Origin of the sequence: Sphingobacterium multivorum, assembly GCF_900457465.1 — a bacterium.
GTDB lineage: Bacteria > Bacteroidota > Bacteroidia > Sphingobacteriales > Sphingobacteriaceae > Sphingobacterium > Sphingobacterium multivorum.
On sequence record NZ_UAUU01000005.1, the window covers coordinates 112,031 to 132,952 of the forward strand.

20 protein-coding genes and 1 pseudogene are annotated in these 20,922 nt (G+C 40.4%); 6 read left to right on the forward strand and 15 right to left on the reverse strand.

All coding sequences use genetic code 11. The annotated features are described in order from the left end of the window. Positions 1-125: 125 nt before the first annotated feature. From DTA23_RS06925 to DTA23_RS06945, 5 genes are all read left to right on the forward strand, one after another. Positions 126-1,475, forward strand: a complete 1,350-nt coding sequence (locus tag DTA23_RS06925; RefSeq protein ID WP_112374229.1) for an OmpA family protein — start codon at positions 126-128, stop codon at positions 1,473-1,475. Positions 1,476-1,620: 145 nt separating this feature from the next. After that, a complete protein-coding gene (locus DTA23_RS06930; protein WP_112374230.1) occupies positions 1,621-2,946 on the forward strand; it encodes an OmpA family protein in 1,326 nt (441 codons plus the stop codon). A 131-nt stretch (positions 2,947-3,077) separates the two neighbouring features. After that, the gene (locus DTA23_RS30215; RefSeq protein WP_368072493.1) at positions 3,078-3,218 is read left to right on the forward strand and encodes a S41 family peptidase; all 141 of its coding nucleotides are present in this window, start codon (positions 3,078-3,080) and stop codon (positions 3,216-3,218) included. A gap of 352 nt (positions 3,219-3,570) precedes the next feature. Then, a complete protein-coding gene (locus tag DTA23_RS06940) occupies positions 3,571-5,436 on the forward strand; it encodes a DEAD/DEAH box helicase (protein WP_070567253.1) in 1,866 nt (621 codons plus the stop codon). 178 nt (positions 5,437-5,614) lie between these two features. After that, positions 5,615-7,381 (forward strand): AMP-dependent synthetase/ligase, encoded by a 1,767-nt coding sequence (locus tag DTA23_RS06945; protein WP_112374231.1) that lies wholly within the window; start codon positions 5,615-5,617, stop codon positions 7,379-7,381. Between the two features lie 60 nt (positions 7,382-7,441). On the opposite strand, the gene rlmB is transcribed toward DTA23_RS06945, so the two are convergent. The 5 genes and pseudogenes from rlmB to DTA23_RS28635 form a co-directional block, all read right to left on the reverse strand. Then, complete coding sequence (rlmB, locus tag DTA23_RS06950; protein WP_046672182.1) at positions 7,442-8,230, reverse strand: 23S rRNA (guanosine(2251)-2'-O)-methyltransferase RlmB; 789 nt, start codon at positions 8,228-8,230, stop codon at positions 7,442-7,444. 93 nt (positions 8,231-8,323) lie between these two features. Beyond that, positions 8,324-8,899 carry a DUF8439 domain-containing protein gene (locus tag DTA23_RS06955; RefSeq protein ID WP_112374232.1) on the reverse strand — a complete coding sequence of 192 codons (576 nt, stop codon included), beginning with the start codon at positions 8,897-8,899 and terminating at the stop codon, positions 8,324-8,326. 88 nt (positions 8,900-8,987) lie between these two features. Next, complete coding sequence (locus DTA23_RS28625; protein WP_256603013.1) at positions 8,988-9,602, reverse strand: hypothetical protein; 615 nt, start codon at positions 9,600-9,602, stop codon at positions 8,988-8,990. 86 nt (positions 9,603-9,688) lie between these two features. After that, positions 9,689-9,901 (reverse strand): annotated as a pseudogene (locus tag DTA23_RS28630) (DNA polymerase III delta subunit-related protein); the annotation flags it as partial. Next, positions 9,855-10,139 carry a DNA polymerase III delta subunit-related protein gene (locus DTA23_RS28635; RefSeq protein ID WP_370445068.1) on the reverse strand — a complete coding sequence of 95 codons (285 nt, stop codon included), beginning with the start codon at positions 10,137-10,139 and terminating at the stop codon, positions 9,855-9,857. The gene DTA23_RS28635 and the pseudogene DTA23_RS28630, both read right to left, overlap by 47 nt. Before the next feature lie 395 nt (positions 10,140-10,534). Here DTA23_RS28635 and DTA23_RS28640 point away from each other — a divergent pair, with 395 nt between their 5' ends. After that, positions 10,535-10,957 (forward strand): hypothetical protein, encoded by a 423-nt coding sequence (locus tag DTA23_RS28640; RefSeq protein ID WP_256603014.1) that lies wholly within the window; start codon positions 10,535-10,537, stop codon positions 10,955-10,957. Positions 10,958-11,344: 387 nt separating this feature from the next. Here DTA23_RS28640 and DTA23_RS06970 read toward each other — a convergent pair whose 3' ends face one another. From DTA23_RS06970 to DTA23_RS07005, 10 genes are all read right to left on the reverse strand, one after another. Continuing rightward, positions 11,345-11,605 (reverse strand): calcineurin-like phosphoesterase C-terminal domain-containing protein, encoded by a 261-nt coding sequence (locus DTA23_RS06970; RefSeq protein WP_502263817.1) that lies wholly within the window; start codon positions 11,603-11,605, stop codon positions 11,345-11,347. Between the two features lie 95 nt (positions 11,606-11,700). Beyond that, complete coding sequence (locus tag DTA23_RS06975) at positions 11,701-12,501, reverse strand: metallophosphoesterase family protein (RefSeq protein ID WP_146753023.1); 801 nt, start codon at positions 12,499-12,501, stop codon at positions 11,701-11,703. A gap of 136 nt (positions 12,502-12,637) precedes the next feature. After that, positions 12,638-12,892 (reverse strand): metallophosphoesterase N-terminal domain-containing protein, encoded by a 255-nt coding sequence (locus DTA23_RS30220; protein WP_218565308.1) that lies wholly within the window; start codon positions 12,890-12,892, stop codon positions 12,638-12,640. An 80-nt stretch (positions 12,893-12,972) separates the two neighbouring features. Then, positions 12,973-13,128, reverse strand: a complete 156-nt coding sequence (locus DTA23_RS27065) for a hypothetical protein (RefSeq protein WP_172462339.1) — start codon at positions 13,126-13,128, stop codon at positions 12,973-12,975. Positions 13,129-13,676: 548 nt separating this feature from the next. Next, positions 13,677-13,937: a hypothetical protein gene (locus DTA23_RS28650; protein WP_256603017.1), complete on the reverse strand. Its 261-nt coding sequence runs from the start codon at positions 13,935-13,937 to the stop codon at positions 13,677-13,679. Between the two features lie 209 nt (positions 13,938-14,146). Then, positions 14,147-14,362 (reverse strand): hypothetical protein, encoded by a 216-nt coding sequence (locus DTA23_RS28655; protein WP_256603019.1) that lies wholly within the window; start codon positions 14,360-14,362, stop codon positions 14,147-14,149. 38 nt (positions 14,363-14,400) lie between these two features. After that, positions 14,401-14,520: a BACON domain-containing protein gene (locus tag DTA23_RS31035; protein ID WP_502263818.1), complete on the reverse strand. Its 120-nt coding sequence runs from the start codon at positions 14,518-14,520 to the stop codon at positions 14,401-14,403. A 451-nt stretch (positions 14,521-14,971) separates the two neighbouring features. Then, the gene (locus DTA23_RS06995; protein WP_256603022.1) at positions 14,972-15,622 is read right to left on the reverse strand and encodes a DUF1735 domain-containing protein; all 651 of its coding nucleotides are present in this window, start codon (positions 15,620-15,622) and stop codon (positions 14,972-14,974) included. 78 nt (positions 15,623-15,700) lie between these two features. Further along, the gene (locus DTA23_RS07000) at positions 15,701-17,749 is read right to left on the reverse strand and encodes a RagB/SusD family nutrient uptake outer membrane protein (protein ID WP_070567268.1); all 2,049 of its coding nucleotides are present in this window, start codon (positions 17,747-17,749) and stop codon (positions 15,701-15,703) included. A 23-nt stretch (positions 17,750-17,772) separates the two neighbouring features. Beyond that, complete coding sequence (locus DTA23_RS07005) at positions 17,773-20,904, reverse strand: SusC/RagA family TonB-linked outer membrane protein (protein ID WP_112374237.1); 3,132 nt, start codon at positions 20,902-20,904, stop codon at positions 17,773-17,775. Positions 20,905-20,922: the final 18 nt, after the last annotated feature.

Below are 20,922 nucleotides of genomic sequence, written 5' to 3' on the forward strand. Positions count from 1 at the left end.
TTGAGGTGCCAAACTTTTTTGGGCGAGTAGAGTAACCAAATAATTTTTGGCAAATTTATTGCAAGAGTGTTCAGTGAGTTAATTTAACAACAGTATTATAGTAGATAATTTTACAAACACGCATTATGAAAATTAGCCTTAAAAAATCAGGATTACTTTTTGCGGCAGGAATTTTATCCACCGCATCCTTTGCGCAAAGCACAAAAGAAGCATCTATTGAAGGCACAACACCATTAGGCTCGGCAACACAATATAGAACGTGGTCGATCGGTGTGGGAGCAGGTGTAACGAGCTTGCAAAATATCGCCAAGTTTAACAATGGTGGTTACGATAAACTGGATTGGAATTTGGGTTATAGTGCTTACATCAAGAAGCAGATCTCCCCATCCTTTGGATTGAAAGCTACTTATTTTGGTGGAAAAACATCAGGCTATGTTAATAGCGATAAACAGACAGGATTTGAAACTAAAACACCTTGGTCTGTAGCGTTGTCGGGCGAGTTTTTAGCAGCAAATACCAACTGGAGATTTTTCAACAGCTTTATTAAACCGTACGCATCCATTGGTGTTGGTGTAATGAACGCCGAGACCGCTGGAATCGCTAACGGGAACAGAGGAGAATATGGTGACTCGTATTCTAAGATTTATGTACCGGCAGATTTTGGTTTTAAATTCGCCGTAGCAAAAGGTATCAACTTTGAACTTGGTTACCAATTGAATTGGGCGAACCAACGTTTTGACAACAGAATGGGTACCGATAACCCAGTGGGTCAACAATACAAAAATGACTTATTCACTTATGCTCACGCAGGCCTAGAATTTGCATTGGGTAATGGTAGCAAACCTGCTTTAAACAATTCTAACCCTGTCGCAACGCTTGTCAATGACTACACGGTTAAGTACGATGACTTAAAGGCTCAAAATGATGCGTTGAATGCTAAAAATCAAGCGTTACAAGGACAGTTAGATGGTCTCAACAATGATCTAAAAGATGACGACGGCGATGGTGTGGCTAACAAATACGATAAATGCCCAGGTACACCTTCTGGTGTCCAAGTGGATGGATCGGGTTGTCCAATTGTCGTTAAAAACGAAACCAAAGTCGTAGAGAAAGTTGTGGTTACAGAAGCAGATAAGAAAGTTGTTGCTGATGCGATCAAAAACTTGGAGTTTGATTTAGGTAAAGCAACTATTCGCTCCAGCTCTTATGCGACATTGAATAGAGTTGCCGCATTATTGATCGAGAAAAATTTTAGTTTAAAACTCGCAGGTCACACCGACAATACAGGTTCACGCGAATTAAATATGCGTTTGTCTAAAGAACGTGCAGAAGCGGTAAAAGCATATTTAGTATCTCAGGGTGCTAATGCGTCGCGTATCGAAGCAACCGGATATGGTCCAGACCAACCAATTGCATCCAATAAAAATGCAGCGGGCCGTCAACAGAATCGCCGTGTTGAATTTACACTTTATTAATAACTAACAAATTACACTAATAAAAAGGTGTTTTTAAACAGAAACACCTTTTTATTTACCAAATGTCATATTTCAACTACAAACCTATAGTGAATTTAATTTTTAACTTATTACTTTTGCATCGGTTTATACAAACACAAATTATATGAAACTAAAATTACAATTCGTACTCGCGCTTGCATCTGCGGGCTTATTTGCGAATACAGCAAATGCTCAAAATGCAAAAGCATCATCCATTGAAGGAACAACACCATTTGGACCAGCTACACAATATAGAACATGGTCTATCGGTATTGGTGCCGGGGTGACAAATCAAACTAACATTGCTGGCTTTAACCGTGCAAACTATGAGGATTTAGCATGGAATTTGGGATATAGTGCTTATATTAAAAAGCAAATCTCTCCTTCTTTCGGTATTAAAGCGAGTTACTTTGGCGGTAAAACAGGTGGCGCATTTAAAGATGGATCACAATCTTTTGAGGCTAAAACACCATGGTCTGCTGCATTGTCAGGAGAATTCCAAGCGGCTAATACGAACTGGAGATTCTTCAACAGTTTCATCAAACCTTATGCGTCAATTGGTGTTGGTGTTATGAACAGCAAAACAACATTGACAACAGGTTCTACTTCTCAAGAAGCCGATGGTATTTCTAAAATATATGTACCATTGGACATGGGTTTCAAATTTGCTGTTGCCAAAGGAATCAACTTTGAGTTGGGTTATCAGTTAAATTGGGTTAACCAAAACTTTGACGGTATTCGAGGTGGTCAATATAAGAATGACTTGTTTACTTACATCCATGGTGGCTTAGAATTTGCACTGGGTAATGGTAGCAAACCTGCTTTGAACAATTCAAATCCTGTCGCGACCTTAGTAAACGACTACACATTGAAATACGATGATCTTAAAGCACTAAATGATGCTTTAAATGCTAAAAACCAAGCACTACAAAATCAACTGGACGGACTAAACAGTGACCTGAAAGATGATGATGGTGATGGTGTAGCTAACAAATATGACAAATGCCCAGGCACACCTTCAGGTGTTCAGGTAGACGGTGCAGGATGTCCAATTGTTGTTAAAAACGAAACAAGAGTGGTTGAAAAGGTTGTTGTAACAGAGGCTGACCGAAAAGTTGTTGCTGACGCAATCAAAAACTTGGAGTTCGATTTAGGAAAAGCAACCATACGTCCTACATCATACGCGACATTAAATAAAGTAGCAGAACTGTTAATCGAGAAAAACTTCAGCTTAAAACTAGCTGGTCACACCGATAATACAGGTTCCCGTGAATTGAACATGCGTTTATCAAAAGAACGCGCAGAATCGGTAAAAGCCTATTTAGTATCTCGAGGTGCTAATGCATCGCGTATTGAAGCGACAGGTTATGGTCCTGACCAACCGATCGCATCAAACAAAACCGCCGATGGTCGTCAACAAAACCGTCGCGTAGAGTTTACGCTTTATTAATCGATATTCTTTGATTTATACAAGCCAAAGGCATCACTTCACGGTGATGCCTTTTTTATTACTCCTTTTCTTATCGAAATCTTATTCTTTGATAAGGTAAACGTAAAAAGATCCCCCTATTTAAAGTAATTATATGCCAATTTGATTTCGATGGAGCCTATTCGCTATTAGAAGCAATACAAAATCTTAAATCAAAACAAATAGAGGAATTGATCGTCGATTTACGTTATAATCCAGGTGATCAGGTTGCTTTTGCAGCATTTTATACCTAGTTAACAGCAGATTTAAATAGGAATATATTTTTGCACAATATCGGAGAAATAGTCAAATATATGTTTACGCCAGTGCTCCAACAATCTATCTTTGGCTTTATCGGAATTAAAGAAATCTATAATTTTATGTTGAGCATCCCTTTCAAATAAGCTAGGCTGTAAATGGTTTCACATTCAAAATAAAACTTGTTAAAGCGCGCTAAATCTAAGTAACACGACCCAATTTATTATCACTTAGTACAAAAGAATCAGATCACCTTAAAAATCAATTGTTTAAATTATTTGTTTATTCCAATATTATTCTTATCTTTGCATCGCCTTAGGCAATAGTGCCTATTGTATAAAATATTTCATGAACCCATTTTTAGAACTGGGAATCCGTGAGGAAGTTGTTAATGCCATCTCAGAATTAGGTTTCGAAAAACCTTCTGAAATTCAGGAAAAAGCCATTCCTGTTTTATTGACTGGTAACGACGATTTTGTCGGATTAGCCCAAACTGGCACAGGAAAGACCGCGGCATTTGGTCTTCCATTATTAGAGCAATTAGACTTTTCTCAAAAACACCCACAGGCATTAATTCTTTGCCCTACTCGGGAATTATGTTTACAAATCTCAAAAGATTTAGAAAAATTTGCTAAATACGTTGACAACGTACATGTTGTTGCTGTATATGGAGGTGCAAATATCTCAGACCAGCTACGTCAAATTAGACGTGGAGTGCAAATTGTAGTAGCGACCCCAGGTCGTATGTTGGATATCATCGGCAGAAATGCGATTGATTTTTCAAATGTAAAATATGTTGTATTGGATGAAGCGGATGAGATGCTCAATATGGGCTTCAAAGAAGACATCAACAACATTTTGTCAGAAACTCCTGACGAGAAAAAAACTTGGTTATTTTCGGCGACAATGCCTGCTGAGGTACGTCGTATCGCAAAGAATTATATGACCGATCCAGTTGAGCTTACTGTAGGTACAAAAAACACCGGTAATGCCAACATTGAACACCACTATTATTTGATCAAAGCAAAAGATAAATATGCTGCATTCAAACGTATTGTGGATTCAAACCCTGATATCTTTGGTATCGTATTTTGTCGTACAAAAATCGAAACACAGGATATCGCTGAAGCGTTGATTAAAGATGGTTACAACGCTGATTCACTGCATGGCGACTTGTCCCAACAACAACGTGATAAAGTTATGAAACGTTACCGTGACCGTAGTTTACAATTATTGATCGCAACAGACGTCGCCGCTCGTGGTATTGATGTAAGTGATGTAACTCACGTTATCAATTTCTCTTTACCTGATGAAACAGAAAACTATACGCACCGTTCTGGCCGTACAGCCCGTGCAGGTAAAACTGGTATTTCGCTTTCTTTGGTAAACGTAAAAGAGCTAAGCAAAATCCGTCATCTTGAAAAAATCATCGGTAAGCCTTTTGAGAAAAAACAAGTACCTCAAGGTGCTGAAGTTTGCGAAAAACAATTGTTCTCTATCGTTAAAAAGATTGAAAATGTTGAAGTAAACGATGAACAAATCAGTCCATTCTTGCCTGCAATTATGGAAAATTTGGAATCACTTTCAAAAGAAGATATCATCAAAAGATTCGCTTCTCTTGAGTTCAACCGTTTCTTGGATTATTACAAAAATGCACCTGATTTAAATATCGAAGCGCGTGATGGTGGTCGTGAAGACCGCGGTGATAGACGTGATGGTCGTTCACGTGAAGGTTCAAAAGGCTACACGCGTTTATTTATGAACTTAGGTTCAGTAGATGAATTCTCTCGTGGAGACATGTTAGGCTTTATCTGTAACAATGCGAATATTTCAGGAAAATCAATCGGTAAAATTGATTTGAAAGGTGTGTTCACATTCTTCGAAGTTCAAGATGCAGAAGTAGAAAAAGTATTCCAAGGATTCCAAGGTGTAGATTACAATGGTCGTCAAGTACGTATCGAAGTATCTGGTGAAGCTAGAGGAGAAGGTCGTAGCGACCGTGGTGGAAGAAGCCGTGGCGGAAGACGTGAAGGTGGATACCGTGGTGGAGATCGCGGTGGAAGACGTGAAGGTGGATATGGTGGCGGCGAACGCAGCGGAAGACGTGAAGGCGGATTCAGTGGTGAGCGTCGTGATCGTGGTGAGCGTAGCAGCAATGGCGGTGGCTTCCGTGATTTCTCTGGAAAACGTAAAGAATCAAAAAGCAAATACTAGTCATTAGTATTTAAAATAAGAGTTTAAAGACTCTGGTATAAAAGCACGTAGCTTGATTTACCAGAGTCTTTTCTTTTATATCCCCTTCTAAAAGTACAGGCACTAATATCTCCTGCCAATATAATAGTCTCTATAAAAAAGCTTAAATTAGCTGTATTATACGAACTGGACTTCTAACATGCCAATAGTAGCAACAAGATTATTTGATTTAGCATACCTGCAATATAATATTGCTCCGGATTTCCCGATGTTTTCTTTCAAAAAAGGTAACGAATGGGTAAAAGTAAGCAATACTTATTTTATTGAACAGGTCAACGAGACATCTAAAGGTTTGATCGCATTAGGCGTTCAGCCGGGAGAGAAAGTAGCATTAATTAGTGAGAACCGCATCGAGTGGAATATCCTTGATTTTGCTATTCAACAAATTGGAGCTGTAGTAGTCGCCATTTACCCTAATATTTCGACCTTAGATTACACATATATCTTCAATCATGCCGAAATCAGGAAGTGTATTGTCAGTTCAAAGACACTATACACAAAGATATTAACGATACAAGATGATTGTCCGCAACTAAATGCTATTTACAGTCTAGACAAAGAGGATGGTCTAAACCATTGGCATGACTTCGTCTCCAAGGGCGAGATCATTACAGATGAAACGCTAAACCAACTACGTGATGGTATAAAAACCGATACATTAGCGTCCATCATTTACACCTCTGGCACAACAGGAAATCCCAAAGGTGTTATGTTGTCTCATAAAAATTTATTGGCAGATACGTTGAGTAGTGAATATTCCTTTCCTGTCGAACGAGGTGATCGTGCCCTCTCCTTTCTTCCAGTTTGTCATGCCTATGAACGCGTATTCCAATATGTATATATGTACAAAGGTTTGACAATCTTCTTTGCTCAATCGATGGATACGATAGGTGAAGATTTTAAATCCGTTAAACCGCATATTTTTTCCGCTGTACCTCGTGTATTGGAGAAAGTTTATGAAAAGATTATGGCTACAGGAGAGCAGCTAACAGGAGTCAAGCGTAAGCTATTCTTCTGGTCCTTGAGCATCGGCGAACAATACAAACTGGAGGGACGTACATGGTGGTATGACCTTCAACTGAACATTGCCCGTAAATTAGTTTTTTCAAAATGGCGCGAAGCATTAGGTGGTGACATCAAAGGGATTGCCTCCGGGAGTGCTGCTTTACAGGAAAGATTAATCCGTCTGTATATGGCAGCAGGAATTCCAATATATGAAGGTTATGGCCTCACTGAGGCGGGACCATGTATCGCTGTAAACTGCTATAAACGAGGCATGAAAATTGGGACTGTAGGCTTACCGTTAATTCATATCGAAATAAAGCTTGCTGACGATGGAGAAATATTGACTAAAGGCGAGAATAATATGATTGGCTATTATAAAAATCCAGAGGCAACAGCAGAAGCGATCAAGGATGGCTGGCTTTATACTGGGGACATTGGTCAATGGGTAGACGGTAAATTTCTTAAAATTATAGACCGAAAGAAAGAGATGTTCAAGACTTCTGGAGGAAAATATATCGTTCCGCAGCAGATCGAATCTAAACTGGTCGAATCTTCATTTATCGAACAGGCTATGGTACTTGGAGAAGGCCGCAAATTTCCTGCGGCGTTGATTGTTCCCAACTATAATAATCTTCTAGAATGGTCAAGAAGTGCTTTTCCCGCCCTTGCCAATCTTTCTAGGCTAGATTTTCTAAATAGTCCTGAACTGAAACAGAAAATGAGATCGGAACTCAACCGTATTAATCAAAATTTTGGCAGCTGGGAACAGATCAAGAAGTTCATCATAGTCCCAGACGAAATGACCGTTGAAACCGGTGAATTGACACCGACTTTAAAAATGAAAAGAAAAGTTATCTTGCAAAAATACGAACAAGAGATTGAAGATATTTATCAAAACTAGTCTACAAAAAAGCCTTTGTCAAAAACAAAGGCTTTTTTGTAATCAACTAAATTATATTCTTTATTTTTTAACAATCCGTTGACGAATCGCTTCATAGATCACTACTGCGGCCGACACAGATACATTTAACGAACCTATTTCACCGTACATTGGTATCTTGGCCAGGTGGTCGGCAATACGGATTAGGTCATTGGAAACACCAACGTCCTCTGCACCCATAATCACACAGGTTGGAGCTGTATAATCCACATCATAAATGCTCGAGGTTGTTTTTTCTGTACTGGCAACTAATTGCACACCTGAATCAATCAAAAATTTACCAACTTTGGACAAGCTATCATGGCGACAGACAGGGATTTTATAGAGTGCTCCAGCAGATGTTTTAATGGCATCGGGGTTAACCTCAGCTGAGCCCTTTTTAGGGACAATGATGGCATGTACTCCAGAACATTCCGCTGTACGTGCAATAGCACCCAAATTGCGCACATCTGTCACTCCATCCAACATCAGAAGTAAAGGAGTTTCACCTTTTTCATAAATCTGAGGGAGAAGTTCTTCTATATCATGATAGGTAATTGGAGAAATAACCGCAATTACACCTTGATGATTTTTACGTGTTATGCGGTTTAATTTTTCAATTGGCACCTGTTGAGAAGCGATATTATGTTCCTTTAACAAGGCTTTCAATTCTAGAATCAAACTGCCGCTCAAACCGCGTTGTATAAATAATGACTCGATCTCTTTACCACTATCGATTGCTTCGATGACAGCACGAATACCAAATACCATCTGATTCACTTCACGTCTTTCCCCGTGGTCGCGATCACGTCTCTGAAAATTTCCTTGCATAATAAATACTAAATATTTCCCTCTTCATGGAAGAGTTTGCAAATGTACAAAAATAAAAAACAACTAGCGTGTTTGAATTAGCTTAGCCCCAAGTTAAACTCCTTCCGCAAAGTATCTAAAAGCGGGTTTTTTGTTGACCATTGCTTGATACTTCTCCTGGGAAGTATAGGGTTTGCGTGAAATAGTATGTTCCATCATCACCCCCTGCAGATCCAACGAAAAATTCTGGAGTTTCACACGTAGGTAGTTCAACACATCAACCTTTGCACTTTGCAATACATCCATCTGAACACCATTTTCGACATCAATTTCAATCAATACCCCATTTAACCGCGGTTGCATAGCCGTCATCATGGTATACAAGTTAATCTTGTTTTCCGCTTTCAGCTGTTCAGCATAACTATTCCAAACAGCAATAAATTGACCGAATGAAACATCACGTTGTTCGCTTCCACGTATTAATTCTGGCTCATCACCTTCTTTGGCAACCGCATTGTTATCGTATATGGTATTCAAATCCGGCAAAGACGGAATAATTGCTGCAGTAGATGCTCCCCACCCGCCTTTTTTTACTTTAGGAGGCACGTTGGAAATAGGATCTTTTTTCACCTCTTCCTTAGTCTCGGAAGCCTGATAATTTACGGGGTTAGCTTGCGAACGCGGTGTCACAGGGTTTTCAACGACAGGAGCATTCGCTGGAGAAGTCGCTTGCGGAGTAGGGACTACCGAGGTTTGTTGCGCTTGTCCAACTACTGGCTCAGGAAGTTTTTTTTTTTACGCCCTCGGTTGCCGAAGGAATCTGTACGGATCCAAGCTGGCTCAATTTAATCGCACTTGCGATATGACATGTCTTGAGGAGTGAAAGTTCAACTTGCAGGCGTTGATTTTTACTTGTCTTATAGTTGATCTCACATTGATTGGAAATATTCAATGCAGATAACAAAAATCCTGGAGAAGCTTTTTGGGACTGCTGCAGATACTTTTGACGAATACTATCACTGACTTCCAATAATTTTAGCGTAGCCGGCTCTTTAGCAACCAGCAAATTTCTAAAATGTGCAGACAGACCGGCTATGAAATGACTGCCATCAAACCCGTGATTTAAAATCTCATTGAAAATCAATAAAGTTTGTGGTGCATCCTCAGTTAAAATAGCATCCGTTAGCTTAAAATAATAATCGTAATCCAAGATATTCAAATTATCGATTACAGCTTGATAGGTGACATTTTTATTGGAAAAACTGACGATCTGATCGAACATCGACAAGGCATCCCGAAGGCCACCATCGGCCTTTTGGGCAATGATATGTAATCCGTCCTGATCATAAGCAATACCTTCCCTGTCAGCGATACGGGCCAAATGACTGGCCATATCTTCCACTTTGATCCGGTTAAAATCAAAAAAATCTGACAGCGCGAAAGAATCGTTGGTAAAATCTTATGTTTTTCAGTAGTCGCCAGGATAAAGATAGCATAGGAAGGAGGTTCCTCCAATGTCTTCAAAAAAGCATTGAAAGCCGCTTGAGAAAGCATATGCACCTCATCTATGATATAGATTTTATATTTTCCAGCCTGTGGTGGTATGCGTACTTGATCAATCAGGTTGCGGATATCATCTACGGAATTATTGGATGCGGCATTCCAGTTCATGAATACTGAAAGAATTTCCATTTTGGAAAGACTTACAGCTAGCACATGCACCACAAGGTTCAGTGCCTGCTAAGATATTTTCACAATTTATTGTTTTAGCTAAAATACGCGCACAGGTAGTTTTCCCCACACCGCGGGGACCACAAAATAAAAATGCCTGCGCCAACTGATTGTTGTGTATCGCATTCTTTAAGGTACCAGTAATGTGTTGCTGACCTACAACCGAATCAAGGTAATCGGGCCGGTATTTACGTGCCAGAAAACAATAAAATTATCCATTGCACGAAGATACGAATTTTAATATTATTTTTCTACGTAACATTAATTTGTAGCGGTAGTGGAGTGCGACAATTTCGCGGTATTATCTCATTTTCTGGCATAAAAAAAGACATCCCTGTACAAAGTAATTATGGACAACCCTTGCCTACCTGCACATTGTATCAAAACAAGTCGTATAGAGATGGTTAGCAATAATACTACACTAAAGTGTTTTAGACTAAGTCATTTTTAAATGTTAATTTCGCCGAACTAAAGACTATTCGAAAACAACTTTATTAATTATTGATAATAAAAAGCAATATATCCCTGCATTAGAATACCTTTGACTGTAGCAGATAGTTAATAGCTTTCGTTAATCTTACAAAAACCAAATTTATGAAGCACTTAACACACCTATTTTACTTTTTGTTATTTAGTACATTTTTATTTGTAGGCTGTAAAAAAGAAGACGACTATGGAGAACTCACTAGCCTAGCAGACGATAAAATCCAACAAGCTGTTAAACTAACTGAAAATCTTTCCTGCAATGACCTAAAGGAATGTCGTATTGACACGCTTTATTACACCTATGTCCCCGTACATCCGAGCTTTGAGCAAGCTTATAATAAATTAATTGCCGAAGCTGCAGACCTTAAAGAAACGGCACAGAAAGTATATAAAGGGCCTATTGTTTACAATACCAGTCCAGCTGAAAATTATCTTCCGCCTCATTTTGGAATACGCTGCATTGCAGGCAAAGTCAAAGTCGCCAGCGCTAGGGATCTGGAGCTGCCTGAAATTAACCCAGCGGCTGGATGAACTGTTACCTAAAATTGACCACATTTTTCAATGACATTCCCTGTACCGACCCAAGTAAATGGCATATCGCCCCTTTCGTAAAGACTGTGAATTTATCTCTATATTGTATACTGACAAAGAAAACTTTGCTGAGTTTGGCAATATGGCAGAACAGTATAATCATTTGGATCATGCAAAAAGAGTGCTGGACAAAAGCTTGAACTGTCCAGACAAAAATGACAAACCAGCCAAAGGGGTGGTTTGTGAAAATGGCAAGCCTAAGATTACCTATTAATAGACCCTGTACCATCAAATCTTATATTCGATAATACAGATCATTCTTTATAGGAATAACTTGATTTAGATAAAGCTCAGTCTTCAGGTGACGGAGCTTTATCTAGCTCTCTACTACTTCATCAGGTATCCAAAAGCTTTGGGTCTAACCATAGTTTCTTGATAAACCTTACCAAAACGATCAGTTACTTTAATTAACAAGGTGCTGGTGGGAGAAGAGGCCTTCACTTTAAACATATGCGCTGTCAGGGTGCTGACAAAGTCCTCGGTGGGGGTAGCATTTCGATTAAGCCGCTGTGCTGAATAGGAAACAATATGCAATGGATCTCGCATACGGACACGGGAGACTGTCAACGGTTGACCATTTTCACTCACTTCGACTTTCCAATTTTTATCGTAGTTCCAAACATTGATCAGTACCTCATTGTTGTTATTGGGATTCGCATATTCCGCCGCATAACTCTGCCATTTCAGATCACTTGTAGGCTTAAAATTGGGGCATATTTATCTTTGGTAAGATGCACCTGATTAAGATCATAAGCCCTAAATTGATAATCAGCATGCTCACCAATACTCTTATACCCCCACTTTAAATCTCTTCCGTCTATCGCCCATATTCCATAGCCTCCTGGGGCCCCATCCTTACAAATATGATTGCCTGCATATCCCGCGTTACCGGTCCACCACCAGGTCGCACAGATGGCAGCTGTATTATGCTCCATGATATGCGGCGTAGCAGCTGTTTCTACGTTATAATTGATATGCGTATGTCCCGTGAGCACATGCACGGTGTTAAATCCATTCAAGGTATTCACAAAATCCTGCGCATTGCTTATCCGATATCCTGTGGTTTCGGCACCGCTCGTATTGAGAATTGGATTGGTATGTAAATGTGCATGCATAGCGATCACAATCGGCGTATCCTTATCCGTAATGGTTGCTAGATCTTTTTTGAGCCATTCAATCTGATCGGCGACAATTTTTGTATTATAGTTCCTTGCATCACCGGCATTAATATATTCAATATTATCTAAAACAATGTAATGTACCTTACCGATATTGAATGAATAATAAGTCGGCCCCAATACATCACGGAACTTATCTTCAGCCCCCCAATCTTCATAAAACTTTGGATCGTTATCATGATTGCCCATGGTATTAAATACCATCGCGTTGATCTTATTCATTTCAACAATATACTGCGGCAGTGCATAATTATTGGTATACCAGTACCCATCCCAAGTCATATCTCCCAATGTCAGCGCATACACTTTATTGCCGCATTTTTATAGTTTTGTATTGATTGATTAACATCGGGCAGGAATCCTTTCTGAAACTGATTCAGGTCATCCGTACGTTTAGCCAAGTGCATATCCCCCAACACCATGACCACATGTTTTTCATTATTTACAGCCTTAAGCTCAAAATCTTTAATCTCAACAATATTAGCCGGCTGCGAAAGGCGTTGAAAGAATTGAGGCGCATTGACGTTTGAATCAACTTCGTAGTTTCCCGGTATGGAGATAAACACATATTTTCCTTTTTGGAAGAAGGTAAATAATATATACCAGCTGCATCCGTCATTGTCACTTCAAAGCCGTCTGATACCACAACATTGGCAACACCTACACCATTAGCGTAAACAACACCCTTTACAGTCATTCCTGTTTTGTCGGGGATATTCGCATTAAAAAATAAATTGACAATGGTTGATCCCAACAAAAATGACTGGGCTCCGCGTTTTACGGATATCCGATAACTATCCGATGGCAAGTCCGTTGGGAAACAAAAACAATATGATCTGCAGAAGCAGATTTGCTTGCGACGGTAAATTTCCCCATTACACCGGGTTTATTCAGTGATTCAAAATATAGCTGATCTCCCGTCTTGAATCCCATTCCTTGTATTGTATATTCGCCCCCTTGGAAGATTCTATCCGGGCGGACAATAGCACACCGGTTATCCGTAATGTATTATCTTCATTCTCCGGTTCGGGTTCACCGGGCTTATTTTCGGGAATAGCTGAAGCTTTGGTGCAGCTGTATAAGTTTAATGTTAGGCCAAGTCCGGTTACCAATGTAGTTCGAATAAAGACCCGTCGGTTATATTGTTCTTTTTTTTCATAAAAAATAGGTGATTAAAGGCTATTAACAATTACTTAGCAGGGGGCACAAAATAGCCCATGCAATTTTTCTGAAGAGAAGTATGCATGGGCCAGGTTTATTATTTAGCGACGGTAACAACGATATCGTCGACAAAGATACGGTTAACAGTAGCTGGCCAATTACCAGCACGCTGATCAAAAGCGCCACCCAATAACCAAATTTGAGTCTCCGCAGTAGCTCCCGTAACAACAAAAGAATAGGTCGCCTCTGGAGCTTGCCATGCAGCCCTGCACGATTCTAGATTCGAATTAGGAGTTGCACGTTCATCACATTAAATTGGCTCACGCTGACCGTTCCCGGTCCTTTGACACCAACGTTGAGTAGATAATGATCACCAGTGGCATATCGTACAGCTTTGAAGGTAACCAATAGATTTTTGTACGCTGTACATTGGCCAGCTTCGGCGAAATTAGATCGCCGCCGTAGTTCGTACGCCCTAATTTAATAAAGCCTGGTCGCGCATAAATCGATGCATAATTACCGCCACCTTCTGTCGTATTGATCGTACTGGTCCAGCCTTTGGCCACTCTTCCGTGCTCCATAAAGCAATCCTGGTTTCGCCTGAAGTCGCATTAAAGATCTCGCTTCCATAGGTCAGCCAGTTAAAGTCCTCCTGAAGAACGACATCGCCCTCTACTTGCAATTTTGGCCTTTCTGATATACCGTTAGCGGAGATGCCTGTTGCACATCGTCTAAAAATAACAATAGATTTGCTGTACGCTCAATGTCGGTATTTTATTTACAGTGATTGTTATCGGGGTATCGCCCTCACCTTCCATAGGGGAAACCTTAACCCAGTCAGACTCGTCCTCCACCGCAACTTCCACTTACCTGTAGAACGGAGAATATATTGTCCATTACTTCCCTCTTCCAGAACTTCCAAACGGTTGGATATGCCATCTATTTTTAAATAGGGATCTTTCACCTGTCCTTGATCTGTGGTTCCTGCCTGTTCTACCTTCAGCACGTTATTTTGTAACTTTCCATCTAAAGTAAAAAACAAAGTCAGTTCACGCGCTCGGGATCGGTATTTTTGTGGACGGTAACGGTAAATGTTCCATTTCCATTCCCCTCCATTGGATCGATTTTAAGCCAGTTTTCTTTTCGGAGGGGCTCAACTTCCATTTGCCTGTCGCCTGAACAGTGTAGGTTTCAGATAAACCATCAGCCGCAGCGGTCAATTTTGATGGGTTATCTTTTAGTGCAAAAGCACCATCTACCGCAAGATCGTCTTTACAGGATGTTAGTATCATTATCAAACTAAGACAAAAGACAACTATTGATTTTGGAAACGTATCCAATTTATAATAATTAATCGTATTCATGAATTCCATAATTTTATTTAACCTGCATTTCAACACGTTCCTTCATAATTGTCGTCACATTGCCTATCGTATATTGATATGACAATAAAACACGTTTGTGCGCATACCAAATGCTTCTTCCACTTTGAATTTATTCGGATACATTGGGTCATTGTCCAATTGTACGACCTGAATATTTTGTAGGGCTTTATCTTTACGTTATTAAAATCATCTATCTCCAACGTAAGACAGTTTTTCGTAATATTAGGTACTTAGATTAAAGGTTTCATTCCGGCGACCATCCGCACGCTATTGCTGGTTAATGGAAATAGCTGTTTATTCGCCGCTGTAGACAAACCATTGGCAAACCCCACCATTGAATACATGGTATTTTTGGCCTGTGATGCATATTCATTCTCTATGATGACCTGATACAATATGGTGCTTTTCTTAGGATTGATTTCAACACCGGATGAACCTGTTGCTTTCAGCCCAATAAAATAGGTAGAGTCCGGAGATAATCCATCTGGTCGCAATTTAACCATGGTACGGCCTGTTAGCTCGCCTGCTTTGATCACAATCCTTTTGTCCATGATGTCATACTTCTCTTTAGGAAGTAATTTGGCATACAGATCTTCCGAATTATCGTAAACAGCAAAATTGTATTTTACTAAAGGTTCTGAATCCTCTTCCAGTGCAATAACAAGATCTTTATCAGGCGCATGGGTACCTCCTGAAGATGCCGCTACATAGCCAATTACCTCTTCTCCCGTCAAGCGAACCACTTCTTTAAACGTATTGTGATAATCAGAACTTATTAATGCTACCTCATTTTTATACATTTCCTTTTCGAATACTTCATTGTCCTTACAGGCAACTAAAGCCATCGAAGCTGTCAGTATAGCGATAAAACTTCGTTTCATAATTTAATATTTTAATGTCTTCCACAAACCAAAACGGTTATGGAAGACGGTTATATTTTCCTTTTTTAATGCTTAATCCTAATTATAGCCCGGATTCTGATCCAATGATGGTAATCTGCGCATTTCGGCACGAGGTATAGGCACCCAAATTAATTTTTTGTCTACCTGACGTGTCAAGAATGACGATGTACCTGGTGAAATTCGCTTGTAGAAAGATTCCCGGTCCGCACCATCGGGGTTCATACCACGAATTGGTTCGCGTTCAGTCTCTTCGTATTTACCCCAGCGGCGTACGTCGTAAAAGCGTCTGTTTTCCCATAGAAACTCCACCATACGCTCACGTTCTATTTGCTTCTGTACCTCTGCCTTGTTGGCAAGCTGCGCAGCAGACAATCCTGGTAAACCCGCACGGTATCGAACAGCATTAAAAGAACCTTTTATTTCACTTTCATCCCGGCTCACGGTATAGGTTTTATCACCAAGCTGTACCGTATGGCTTCCAGTAAGGTTATTTAGTGCTTCAGCGTAGGATAACAATATTTCTGCATAACGTATAATAGGATATGCTTTGGGCATCATTCTGGCCCCCGTGCCACTGATTGCATCAAATGGATTTACCCATTTCTTAATAACATAACCAGTTAATGGATAGTTAGGCGACGATGCCGAGACACCACCTCGACCATCAGGTTCCTGATAAAAATATTTAGCCGTATGTGTATTCAACGTTGTACTCGACAAAGCCTGCCACACAGCACCGTTGAAACCTATCGATGCATAAAAACGCATTTCACGGTTTGCATACATCTTAAATATCCCCGCATTCAGTGGGTAACCTGAAAATTTACGCGGTTGAGCCGTAAATAAATCGCCAAAGGTTCCACCGGCAGGAAGATCAGCCACCGCCTCAAAATACGTATCGCCACGTGCTTCTTCTTTGGTACGTCCGTCATCCATCAGATAAGCATCTACAACTTTTTGTGTCACCGAGAAACGTCCCCATCCTCCTAAAGTTGGCGGAAATGCCCCCTGATTCAAATCCGTTCTAAAATATTCTGTATTACGCCCCCAAATGTATTCGGGATTGATTGAAGCGACAGCCTCACCGGTAAAGACGTCAGAATATGATCTAAATGCATCAATATCAGCCGCCCCATTCGGAAAGCTTCCATAGAAGTTGGGATCGGACGTTACGCCAGCTGGAAGTGTAGGCGTTCTTTCGTCCGCAGGCACTGTATATAATTTATACCGGCCCATATCCATAACACGCTTAGCAGCGGCAGCGGCTACTGCCCAACGTTTTTCATCGTATTGTTGTGATACATAATGTGTGCCATCGGTCTTGCGAATCCAGCTACCAAAATAGGATGCGGCAACAGGTCCGCCATTAAACAATGGACTGGCATGGATCAAGCGCAAACGGGCGATCAATGCAAATGCGGCACCTTTTGTCGGTTTGCCGAAATCCAATAGACTAACATCAACAGGAAGTTGTACAGCAGCCTTTTCAAATTCACCACAGATGTATTCCATAGCCTCATCATACGTCGCCCGGGGCCGGTCATAATACGCAATATCCTCATTGGTATTCACAACTTCATCTCCCAACAAGATTGGTGGGCCAAAATCTATAATGAGGTTATAGTATGCGTAAGCTCTAATAAAACGTGTATATCCTTCGATACGGTTACGATCTGCGTAGCTCATGTCCTTTGGCACATCAATGTTTTTCAATACATTGTTCGCCTTGCGGATAATTTTATAATATTTTCCCCATTGGTTAAGTCCACCATAAAAATCAGGCGTAATATTTCCGGTGACAAAATCCATCCCGTAGTAAATATTGGTTGTCCCAGTACCTGTAAGGCCATTTATAGCTTCATCTGTCGCCATTGGCCCTGGTGTATAGTTGGATCTGATCGTATTGGATTCGTCAGGGAACATTGCTGCCGCCCCCCACATATACGCTTCTAAGTAACGTGTATTTGCATATGCCGAATCAATATTAAATTCATCGTCAAAGTACTGATCAATATTTAGATAGTCCTTACAAGATGTCACCATAAACAACACTAGTATCGCTAAGCTGGATTTGGCAATTCTATTCATGATTATTGACGTTTTCATGTCTTTCGATTATTTCTATGGTATTAAAAATTAATATAAGCCTGTAACGAATAAGTCGTCGGAATTGGGTATTTACGTCCACCCCAAGCCGCCTGTTCGGGGTCAAAAATCTTAACGTTATCCCAGATATATAGGTTGTTTCCAACAAACTGAAGATCCATGGATTTGACACCTAATCGCTTTAAGAAATTCGGGCTTACATTATAGCTCAACGTAAGTTCTTGCAATCGCAAATAGCGGGCATCATCCATCCAAAAGGAGGATAACTGACTGTTGTTCCTGTTATTACCATATTGCAAACGCGGGAATTTGGCATTTGGATTTTCGGCTAAGGATAAATCAATACCATGCTGTAGCGCATAATCTCTCGGGATCCAACGATTGGCAGGATCATTAGCCATGGTAATGACGTTACCATCTGTACCGCCGAAGAAGGGCATATAGCCCATACCCGTATTTTCAGTAACATCTTTATATTTCATCGGCTGCCCAACATAGAAGAAGGAAGTCTTACCTGTTCCTTTGAAAAGGACACCTAATGATAGATTTTTGTAACGGAACTCTCCCCCGAATCCATACATGATTAATGGATAGTTACTATGGGTCAATGGTACTTTATCAAGGGTATTAATGATACCATCACCATTCACATCCTTGTATTTAATATCACCGGGTAATACCGTTCCAAAGCTTTGTGTCGGACTGTATTTAATGTCATCTTCGTCTTTAAATAAGCCTAATGCTTGATAACCACGAATGGAATTATGAGGATAACCATTATACTCTAGGTAAGAATACTCTAGGTAAGCCTGTTCCCAGTTTTGCACAACATTTTTTGAATAAGTGAAGTTACCCCGCAAAGTAAGGGTCATATCACTATTCAACTTGGTGGTGTAGCTAATATTACCATCAGCACCCGAGCTCTTCATACGCCCCACATTGGCATACGGATTAGAAATTACGCCCACATAATCCGGCACTTGCACCCGCGGTTGAAAAATACCGTTCCGTTGATCTTGGAAAAAGTCTATAACAAAATCAATTTTATTATTAAAGAGCTTTCCTTCAATACCCAAATTGGATTTAATAGCTCTTTCCCACGCTAGATTGTCTGCACCGATACGGGTTTCGGTAATCGTTTCTATCCCATCAATTCCCCAGACCTTATTCCGATCTATATCCGCCTTAGTGAGGTAGGGGAAACGTACGTCATCTACAATTCTATCGTTACCTACAGTACCATAAGACGCCCTGATTTTGAAGTAATCTAACCAAGGAGCTACATTCTTCATAAATTGGTAACTTGTAGGTACCCATCCTATCGCTACCGAAGGAAAAAAACCATACTGGCGACCAGGTTGAAAATTCTCGGAACCGGTATAACCGAAATTGGCATCCAATAGGTAAGTATCCTTATAACCATAGGTAAATCTACTGGAAACACCTTGATAACGAACAGGTATCGCCGTCAAATTATTGGTTGCATCATCCGTATTTTTGGCATCGCTCAGGTAATAATAAACTAAAGCTGAAGTACGATGATCTTCTCCAAATTTTTTATCATAATTAAGTGTAGACTCAAAATGATACTTTCGATATTGGCTTACGAATTTTGAATAGGACGCGGGCCTTTCCTGTACCTTTTGAACCATGATCAATGACCCATCCAAATTACGGCCTGTTGCTTCATACAATGCAGGCTGCATCCACCTACGTTCAGAAAAATAGCTCTGGATATCATAAGCACCTTGACCACGGATTTTCAGCCCTTCAAGCACACTGCTCAAGTCCTGATCCAATGCCAGTGTTACCTTACCTTTATAGTTTTGATTATTATAGTTACCTGTACGGTTGATCATCACATAAGGTGATGAACGCTGCCCTGATCCAACCCCGGGTAATAAGCCATTAGAGTACTTAAGCGGGATGGAAATGGGCGTAAGTGTCGATTGTGTTTTCCAGATATCATCCGTATTACCATAACCAGGTTCTTTTTTAACAGATAGAAAGCCATCTGAACCCAAAAATACCTTCGTTGTTTTGGTTAAGTTAATATCAAGATTAACACGGTAATTGTAAGTATTGTAGCCAACATTAGAACTGTAAATACTATTCTTATCGACTTTGTACGCTGCTGTTTCGCTATTACCGCCCAAACTCAGGAAGTATCGTGCTACCTCAGAACCGCCGCGCCCAGAGGCATAATAGCTCTGACGCCAAAAGCTTCGGTTTAGAATCTCATCCTGCCAACTGACATCTGGATACATATCTGGATCTAGATGTTGTTGTATAATACCTAATTCTGTATCATTAAACAAGGGCTCGCTCCCCCGCACTACGGAAGCTTCATTAGCCAATAGGGCATAATCATAAGCACGTAGGTATTTCGGTAGGCGATTAAGTCGTGATAACGTAGAGTTTGCTCGCCCTGTAATCTGGATACGGTCTACGGTACCGCGTTTAGTGGTTACCAATACAACGCCATTTGCACCCCGCACACCATATACCGCTGTTGCCGAAGCATCTTTCAGAATGGAGAAACTCTCTACATCAGCGGGATCGATCGTATTTAAATCACCTTCAAGTCCATCAATAAGCACTAAGGCTTTCGCATTGGCACCAAATGTACCAATACCACGCACCCAAAAATCTGCAATATTTGCTCCAGGCTCACCCGAGGTCTGCATCGAAATAATACCAGCGGCGCGGCCCCCTAACATATTCGCGATAGAAGGTGCGGGACTTTGTAACTGTTTTACATCTACTGTTGTAATGGCACCTACAGAACTAATTTTTCGCTGTTTGGCTCCCAGACCGACAACCACAACCTCGTCGATATTGGTGCTCTTGTCCAGCATCTTTAATTCAAGATTACTGGTGGATTCTACCACCAAATGCTCGGCAACGTCATAGCCCACACTGGTAAATACCAACCAGTCTCCATACACAGCTTTAATAGTAAACTTTCCCTTATCATCTGTAGAAGTTGCTCCTTTCGGTTTATCCTTGACATAGATTGATACTTTAGATATAGGTTGCCCCTTGCTATCAACGACAGTTCCGGCAATCGTTAACTGTTCTTCTGTTTGTTGTGCAAGCGCAGGTGATAGCCAGAGGCACAGCGGCAGCATGCACAAAAAATAAAAAATCTTCATAATATAATAAGTAGGTTA

What these genes read in the sequence shown, in the direction of transcription:
- DTA23_RS06925 (WP_112374229.1), top strand. Translation starts at nt 126, where the DNA reads ATGAAAATTAGCCTTAAAAAATCAGGATTACTTTTTGCGGCAGGAATT.
- DTA23_RS06930 (WP_112374230.1), top strand. Translation starts at nt 1,621, where the DNA reads ATGAAACTAAAATTACAATTCGTACTCGCGCTTGCATCTGCGGGCTTA.
- DTA23_RS06940 (WP_070567253.1), top strand. Translation starts at nt 3,571, where the DNA reads ATGAACCCATTTTTAGAACTGGGAATCCGTGAGGAAGTTGTTAATGCC.
- DTA23_RS06945 (WP_112374231.1), top strand. Translation starts at nt 5,615, where the DNA reads ATGCCAATAGTAGCAACAAGATTATTTGATTTAGCATACCTGCAATAT.
- rlmB (WP_046672182.1), bottom strand. Translation starts at nt 8,230, where the DNA reads ATGCAAGGAAATTTTCAGAGACGTGATCGCGACCACGGGGAAAGACGT.
- DTA23_RS28625 (WP_256603013.1), bottom strand. Translation starts at nt 9,602, where the DNA reads ATGGCCAGTCATTTGGCCCGTATCGCTGACAGGGAAGGTATTGCTTAT.
- DTA23_RS28640 (WP_256603014.1), top strand. Translation starts at nt 10,535, where the DNA reads ATGAAGCACTTAACACACCTATTTTACTTTTTGTTATTTAGTACATTT.
- DTA23_RS30220 (WP_218565308.1), bottom strand. Translation starts at nt 12,892, where the DNA reads ATGACTGTAAAGGGTGTTGTTTACGCTAATGGTGTAGGTGTTGCCAAT.
- DTA23_RS27065 (WP_172462339.1), bottom strand. Translation starts at nt 13,128, where the DNA reads ATGGGATTCAAGACGGGAGATCAGCTATATTTTGAATCACTGAATAAA.
- DTA23_RS28650 (WP_256603017.1), bottom strand. Translation starts at nt 13,937, where the DNA reads ATGGAGCACGGAAGAGTGGCCAAAGGCTGGACCAGTACGATCAATACG.
- DTA23_RS31035 (WP_502263818.1), bottom strand. Translation starts at nt 14,520, where the DNA reads ATGGAAGTTGAGCCCCTCCGAAAAGAAAACTGGCTTAAAATCGATCCA.
- DTA23_RS06995 (WP_256603022.1), bottom strand. Translation starts at nt 15,622, where the DNA reads ATGAAACGAAGTTTTATCGCTATACTGACAGCTTCGATGGCTTTAGTT.
- DTA23_RS07000 (WP_070567268.1), bottom strand. Translation starts at nt 17,749, where the DNA reads ATGAAAACGTCAATAATCATGAATAGAATTGCCAAATCCAGCTTAGCG.
- DTA23_RS07005 (WP_112374237.1), bottom strand. Translation starts at nt 20,904, where the DNA reads ATGAAGATTTTTTATTTTTTGTGCATGCTGCCGCTGTGCCTCTGGCTA.